Below are 6,849 nucleotides of genomic sequence, written 5' to 3' on the forward strand. Positions count from 1 at the left end.
TCTTCAGGAAGATTTTCTTTTTTAAGTTTTTCGTCTTCTTTAGACTCTTTAGGAGTAGGGATTTTAATATCTTCTTTTTGGTTTTCTTCTGCTTTTACATTTTTAGGCGTTTCTTCATTTGTTTGAGTTGTTTCGCCTTCATCCATAACAGGTTCTTCTTTTTTGTGATTTGTAACTTCTTGTTTTTCTTCACTTTCTGTTATTTCTTCTGTTTTAACAACAGGATTATTAACAGGCTTTTGTTCTGTTATAGATGCTGTAGGGGAAGAAGTAACTGGTTCTTGTTTCTGAGAAGATTGTAATTGAGCTTCTGAGAACTGAACAGGGTTTGTTATGAAATCAGATAGCATAGCACCATTTACATTAACGATTTTTTCAAATGCTTTTTCTACCGCTTCGTTATAAGTATTATTTTTTTCAGGGAAATAAATTTGAAGTGTTTTTTCAATCATTTCAAACGTGTTCATTAATTTATTTATCCCTATTGAAGATTCTAATCGGACTGCCATTAGGATAGACTCACTAACCTTTTCTGACATGTTTTCACTATTAGATGCCCATTTTAATAATATAGGGTTAATTGAATCATAATACTTTTTATTTTGAAGGGAGACATTTATATGTTTCTTATATTTACTCTTATCCATATGCATTCTCCTTTATGGAAAGAAACAGGATGATATCCTGTTTCTTAAAGTGCTACTTTGTCGTCTTCTTTAAGGAAAGGATTTCGACTTTTTTCAAAATCTTTTTCTTTTACTTGAGAAACGATTTTAGCAAACATAGCAACTAACTTTTTCTTATCTTTTTGCACTTCAGGGATATGTCTCATTGAATAGCTAATGCAATTATCCCATTTTGCAGTTTTAGAAAAGTCCATATTGGAAGTGTTGTGTGGTAATAGAGCTTTTAAATAGTTTTCTAAGCGTAATGAACCTCCACCTGTGAAAATGATGTAGTGTCCTTTTTGTTCAATACTAACTCCACGACCAGATAATTCATCAATAATACGAATTTCGATAAAGTTGCATACAACATCTTCGATAAATTCAGCACTATCTTTATAACCATCAATATTGTTAACCTCTACAATTCTACCATCTGAAATGGATTGTAAAACATCAAGTTCAGATACGTTAATTTCATCGGCTTGTACAACTTTACGTAATTCGGTTTTAATGTATTGCTCTAAGTGGTTAATACCTGCTTTGTCTAAACTACAAGAGTTAATAGTATTCCCTTTTGCATCGTATTCTCGATAGTTTACATTTTGTCCACCGATATCAATGATATGGAAGTTTTTTTGTTCTTTTGATTGCATACGAGGGAATAAAGCCATTCCTTCTGGTTTTACAGTGATTGAACTGATTGTGAATGTTTTCTTTTCATCATTTAAGTGAAGAGAAATTTCACCTTTTTTATCACCTAAAAGTAATTCTTCAAATTCTTTACGTTGTTTTTCGTTTTCAAAATCACTTGAAGGGTAACCAACTACTAAATCAATTTTTTCATTATCTTTTTCTACAATATTAGCAATTGCCGTAAGAACACATAATTTATGATGGTCATTGTTCTTTGTGATTTCAAAGTTGTATGTACGTTTTACACCTTCACCAACGATGTATTTTTGACCATTAATTTCTACCTTGAATTGAAGAGCACTTGAGCCATCAATTCCACGGAAGTTTCGTTTAGCCTCTGTCTTTGAAGGGAAGCTGAATACTTTATCTAAAGTACCATCTTCTTTTACAGAAAATACTTTTACTGCATTTTTACCTGGGTCTACAATAATCATTCTATCGCAGTTTTTAGTCATGAAAGGAATCCTCCTTAATGTTTCTAACGTCTTACTTGATTTTACTATGAAAAATCAAAGAACGTCAATAAAAGGTGTATAAAATTTTATATTTCATGTATTAATAGAAAATAGTATTTTATTTGAAAACATATTATGTGCATGATATTTTGTATACGCAACAAAAAACAAAACCCCTCCGAAACATAAACCTATATAACAAATAAAATAGAAAGGAGTTATAATAAACTCCTTTCTACATGTTTAGAGTGCATATGTGATTTTTCCTTCATCTGTTTTGTACGTAACACCATAAGAATCCAATACCTTCTTGAATTCATCTTGATAAATAGTGGAAGTATTATTTTCTTTCTCAATGAAGTCATTTGTCGTATCAATAATTTGTTCTCTATCAATGGCTCTAAGTGTCTGAACTAATGTATCTAAAGCAATTAATCTATCATTTAGATTTGTAAAGATAGAAGACATGTCTTCATTAGATAGTTCTTTTTCTTTTGCTTGTAGTGATGTTTTAGCATTGTTTATACGTTGTGCCAATCGGTCCGTTTCGTTCGTAAAGATATATTTATTCGATTTCCCTTTTTCATAAAAGATAACTTCAGATTTTAAGTTTAATAAAGAATCTAAAATAAAATTGTGTGTATCTGAAGAGAGTGAGAGAAGTGATTTTCTTTCATCTGTCATGCTTTTAACTTTTAAGTCCTTTTGGCCAAAAGAAAAAATAGGTTTCTCGTCAATTGTTTTTGCATTTTCTTTTTCAGAATGGTCAGTTTTAGAAACAGATTTATCATCTACAGTAGTTTCCGTTTTTTTAGTCGGTTCTGCTTCTTTTTGATTTTTTACACTCTTTGTTATGCTGTCGATTTTATGATTGCTATTGATGACTGTCGTGTTCTTAGATAGGAAATAATAAAATAACTGGCAAAAAGAAGCGAATATTACAATGATAAATATCAACATAATGACCTTTGAAAATTTCTTTTTCCTTTCTTGTGATTGCGTTGGTCTATTTCCTCCAAAAGAGGGGGTCTTAGGGAGCTCATCTTCTCTAAAAACGGTTTGGCTTTGTTTTTCTTCTTCTATTAAATCGTCTTTTAATTTACTTTTATTTGTCGTCTTTAATGGAATGACTTCACCATCTTCATATTTTAAATATGTAGACGTATCTTTGGGATTTTTATTGAATAGTTTTAAAAACCAGTCTTTCATTTCTACCACCACCTTCATTTTGTATAGAATATAGTACGTAAAATGGAAGTGAAGTATAAATAAAAATGGTAGAACCACCTATGCACCATACCTTTTTTATTTTTGTGGTTATGTTAATAACATAATAATAGAAAAATAAAAGGGAGGCGGTTGCTATCGAACTACAATTATTAAATATACCAAAAGCAAAAGAAAATCAGTTTGTAAAGAAGGGAATAGAATCAGTAGAGGATTTGATTCGATTTTTTCCACGTAAATATTATGACTTTAGGGAGATAAACTTAATACAAGATGCTATTCCTGATGAATATCAATCTATAAAAGGTATTGTGAAAGAAATAAAGACGAAGCCCAATGCAGTTATTTTAAAAGTGGAAGATAGTAAAGCATCTATTATTTATGTTACATTCTTTCATCAATCCTATATTGCTCAGAAGTTTACTATTAATGAGTCTTATATATTTTGTGGAAGAGTCTCAGTGACGTATGGATATAGAAAGTTTGTTTCTATGGCAAATCCTATCTTATATGGACCATCTTCAGAATTAAATCCTGGAATTCTACCTGTTTATTCAAAAATAAAAGGAATGAGTGACGATTATTTAAAAAGATGTATGAATAGTGCGTATTCGATTGTGCGTTCAGATGAATATCTTGAAAATAGTATTATTAAAAAATTTGATATGATTTATTTTCGTAAAGCACTTCAATATATCCATTTCCCGAAAACTACTGAGGAGATAAATGAAGGGAAAAGTCGATTTTTGTTTGATGAATTATTCTTTTTTAACCTCAATTTATTACAAAATGAAAATAATAAGATGAAGCAATCTCCATTTGAAATAGATAAATTCGAATTATCTAAACAACTAATGGGAGAATTGCCTTTTGAATTAACAGAGGGACAAAGAAATGCTTTAAGAATGATTTCAAAGAAAATGAAAAATAAAGAAAGAGTGAATGCCTTAATTCAAGGGGATGTAGGGTGTGGAAAAACAATGGTTGCTATCTTTTCTTTATTAATGGCAGTAGAAAATGGCTATCAAGGAGCCTTAATGTGTCCCACAAGTGTGTTGGCAAAACAACACTATGAAGAGATGACGGAACGATTTTCCTCTTTTGGTATTAAGGTAGCATATCTTTCGGGAGACCTGAAGGTAAGAGAACGAAAGAAGGTTGTTAAAGCCATAAAAGAAGGAGAAGTAGATATAGTCGTAGGAACCCATGCGGTATTAAGCAAAGATGTAGAGTTTCAATCGTTAGCACTTACAATTGTAGATGAAGAACATCGTTTTGGTGTCAAACAAAGGGAGTTACTTCAATTAAAAGCAAGTAAAGGTGTTCATACCATATCAATGTCTGCGACCCCTATTCCTCGTAGTTTAGCTCTGACGATACATGGTGACTCGATAGATGTGATGAATATTAAATCATTACCGAAAGGAAGGAAGCCAGTAGAGACCACGTTGATAACCGTAGAAGAAGATTCTTATCGAAGGATTTATGAGGAAGTGAAGAGCGGAAGACAGGCATATGTCGTTTGTCCTTTAGTAGAAGAAAGTAATAGTGACAGGCTAAAAGATGTGGAAAGTGTAGAAGAAGCGTTTGCAAAAGCAAAAACGTATTTTGAACCAAAAGGAATACGAGTAGGAATGGCTACAGGTAAAATGAAGCAACAAGATATAGATGCTGAGTTAGATAAATTCGCAAATAAAGAATATGACATTTTTATATCTACTACGATTATTGAAGTTGGTGTGAATGTGCCGAATGCAACTGTGATTCTTATTAAGAATGCAGAGCGTTTTGGGTTAGCTCAATTACACCAATTAAGAGGAAGGGTTGGACGTGGTAGTTATCAATCCTATTGCTTATTATTATCTGATAAAGCTACAGAGATGGGGCGAAGGAAATTAGAAACGATGTGTGCAACAACGGATGGATTCCTTATTGCCGAAAAAGATTTAGAATTGAGGGGAACAGGTGATTTTATCGGGACAAGCCAAAGTGGTCAAGATAAGTATGTCATGTTGATGTTAGGAAATACGGATTTAAATGAATCAATTAGAAATGAGGTTAAAGATATTCTTAAAAATCCTATACGTAATGCTTTTTACAAACATTTATTGAAGAGAGAAGAATGAGATTTCTATATTGCATACTTTTTTTTGAATGAGTTACCGTTTTAACGGTAACTTCTTTGTTTTGGACAATTTTTCGGTAACCTTTCATTATTTTTATAACCTTTATTATACGAGTAAAAATATAATCTACTACCTTGTGGTAAAAAATGTATAAAAATTCATTGACCAAAATAAAATTAAAAATATTTTATTGACTATAGTTGACGAGTGTTGTCGAATCATGCTAATATAACTAAGCACGACAGCAGTTGTAGATAGAAACATATTGAACGATGTTTATTATAGATTCTGCATTTGAGTGTATAAAAAATTTATAAAGTTGGAGGTTGATAGTTGTATGAATGAACAACATCTGCACAGGTCTCTATCGTTGAGACAATTAATTATTTATGGAATGGTAAGTATGTCACCGCTTGCTCCATTCCAAGTTTATGGGATGGTGACAAATCAAAGTTTTGGAATGGCACCACTGGTGTACTTCATCGGAATGATTTTAATGTTCTTTACCGCATTAAGTTATGCACAGTTTAGTAAAGAGTTTTTACATGCAGGTTCAGTTTATACCTTTGTATCGAAAGGGGTAAATCCTCATGTAGGTTTTGTGGCAGGTTGGACATTGCTGGCCGACTATATTTTAGCTCCAGGTCTTGTTTATAGTTTTGCAGGTCTTTGGATGTCAGGTTTAGTTCCTGGTGTAAATCCAGTTGTTTGGAGTTTATTCTTTGTTCTTGTAAATACAATCATTAACGTAAAAGGAATTGAAGTAAACGCTAAAGTAAATAATATTCTATTTTACGTTCAATTAATTGGATTAGTTGTTTTCGTAGGGTTGGCAATTAAATATGTCTTTGTTGATGGGCATGGTACAGGTGGATTTTCGTTAGCGCCACTATTCCAACCAGAACATATTGATTGGAAATTCTTCGCTACAGTTATTTCTATTACAGTAATGGGCTTCATGGGATTTGACTGTGTAAGTACATTATCTGAGGAATCAAAGAATCCTAAAAAGCATATTCCTTTAGCTACAGTTGGCTCACTAATTTGCACAGGTTTACTATTCTTAGTATTAACATATGTTGCAACATTAGCTCATCCAAATCATGCAGATTTAAATGAAGAAATGGCATTATTCGATATTGCTAAAGAAATTGGTGGTAATGGATTCTTCCAATTTATGATTATTGTGAATGTTTTATCAGCGGGAGTAGCAACTACATTAAACATTCAATCTGCTGTATCACGTATCATGTATGCAATGGGACGAGACAATATTTTACCGTTCTCTGGCTTCTTTGCTAAATTACATTCGAAACATGATACTCCAGTTAACTCAATTATTACTGCGGGTGTAATTTCTACAATTATTATCTTAGTAGGTTCTATTCCTACAGTTTTAATGTTCATTAACTTTGGAGCAGTTACATCATTTACTGTTTTAAACATGGCAGTTATTTATTACTTCTTCTTTAAAAAGAAACAGAGAGGTATTAAAGGTTTCTTATTACATGTAATGGCTCCTATGGTAGGTATCTTAGTATGTGGTTACGTATGGACAGGATTTGACATGCTTGCTTATGGTGCAGGATTCTCATGGGTATTTGTGGGGATTGTAATTGGTGCGATTAAATCAAAAGGTTATAAAATCGTCCCTAAAATTGAAAATATGTAATAAATAAA

The 6,849-nt window shown here is 31.9% G+C and carries 5 protein-coding genes; 2 read left to right on the forward strand and 3 right to left on the reverse strand.

Annotated elements, in window-relative coordinates; translation table 11 throughout:
- The 3 genes from MR160_RS32295 to MR160_RS32305 form a co-directional block, all read right to left on the reverse strand.
- Positions 1-647: hypothetical protein (locus MR160_RS32295; protein ID WP_242299087.1), on the reverse strand; the 647-nt coding region annotated here is incomplete at its 3' end.
- Positions 648-691: 44 nt separating this feature from the next.
- Complete coding sequence (locus tag MR160_RS32300; RefSeq protein ID WP_061662689.1) at positions 692-1,816, reverse strand: ParM/StbA family protein; 1,125 nt, start codon at positions 1,814-1,816, stop codon at positions 692-694.
- 243 nt (positions 1,817-2,059) lie between these two features.
- Positions 2,060-3,025: a hypothetical protein gene (locus tag MR160_RS32305; RefSeq protein ID WP_242299088.1), complete on the reverse strand. Its 966-nt coding sequence runs from the start codon at positions 3,023-3,025 to the stop codon at positions 2,060-2,062.
- Between the two features lie 176 nt (positions 3,026-3,201).
- Here MR160_RS32305 and MR160_RS32310 point away from each other — a divergent pair, with 176 nt between their 5' ends.
- Positions 3,202-5,169: an ATP-dependent DNA helicase RecG gene (locus tag MR160_RS32310; protein WP_346670375.1), complete on the forward strand. Its 1,968-nt coding sequence runs from the start codon at positions 3,202-3,204 to the stop codon at positions 5,167-5,169.
- A gap of 337 nt (positions 5,170-5,506) precedes the next feature.
- Complete coding sequence (locus tag MR160_RS32315) at positions 5,507-6,841, forward strand: APC family permease (protein ID WP_061662687.1); 1,335 nt, start codon at positions 5,507-5,509, stop codon at positions 6,839-6,841.
- The last annotated feature ends 8 nt before the right edge of the window (positions 6,842-6,849 follow it).

This window comes from Bacillus cereus group sp. BfR-BA-01382, assembly GCF_022663475.1.
Classification (GTDB): domain Bacteria; phylum Bacillota; class Bacilli; order Bacillales; family Bacillaceae_G; genus Bacillus_A; species Bacillus_A thuringiensis_S.

Excerpts from the sequence above, each read along its gene's own strand:
- MR160_RS32300 (WP_061662689.1), bottom strand. The coding sequence starts at position 1,816 with ATGACTAAAAACTGCGATAGAATGATTATTGTAGACCCAGGTAAAAAT.
- MR160_RS32305 (WP_242299088.1), bottom strand. The coding sequence starts at position 3,025 with ATGAAAGACTGGTTTTTAAAACTATTCAATAAAAATCCCAAAGATACG.
- MR160_RS32315 (WP_061662687.1), top strand. The coding sequence starts at position 5,507 with ATGAATGAACAACATCTGCACAGGTCTCTATCGTTGAGACAATTAATT.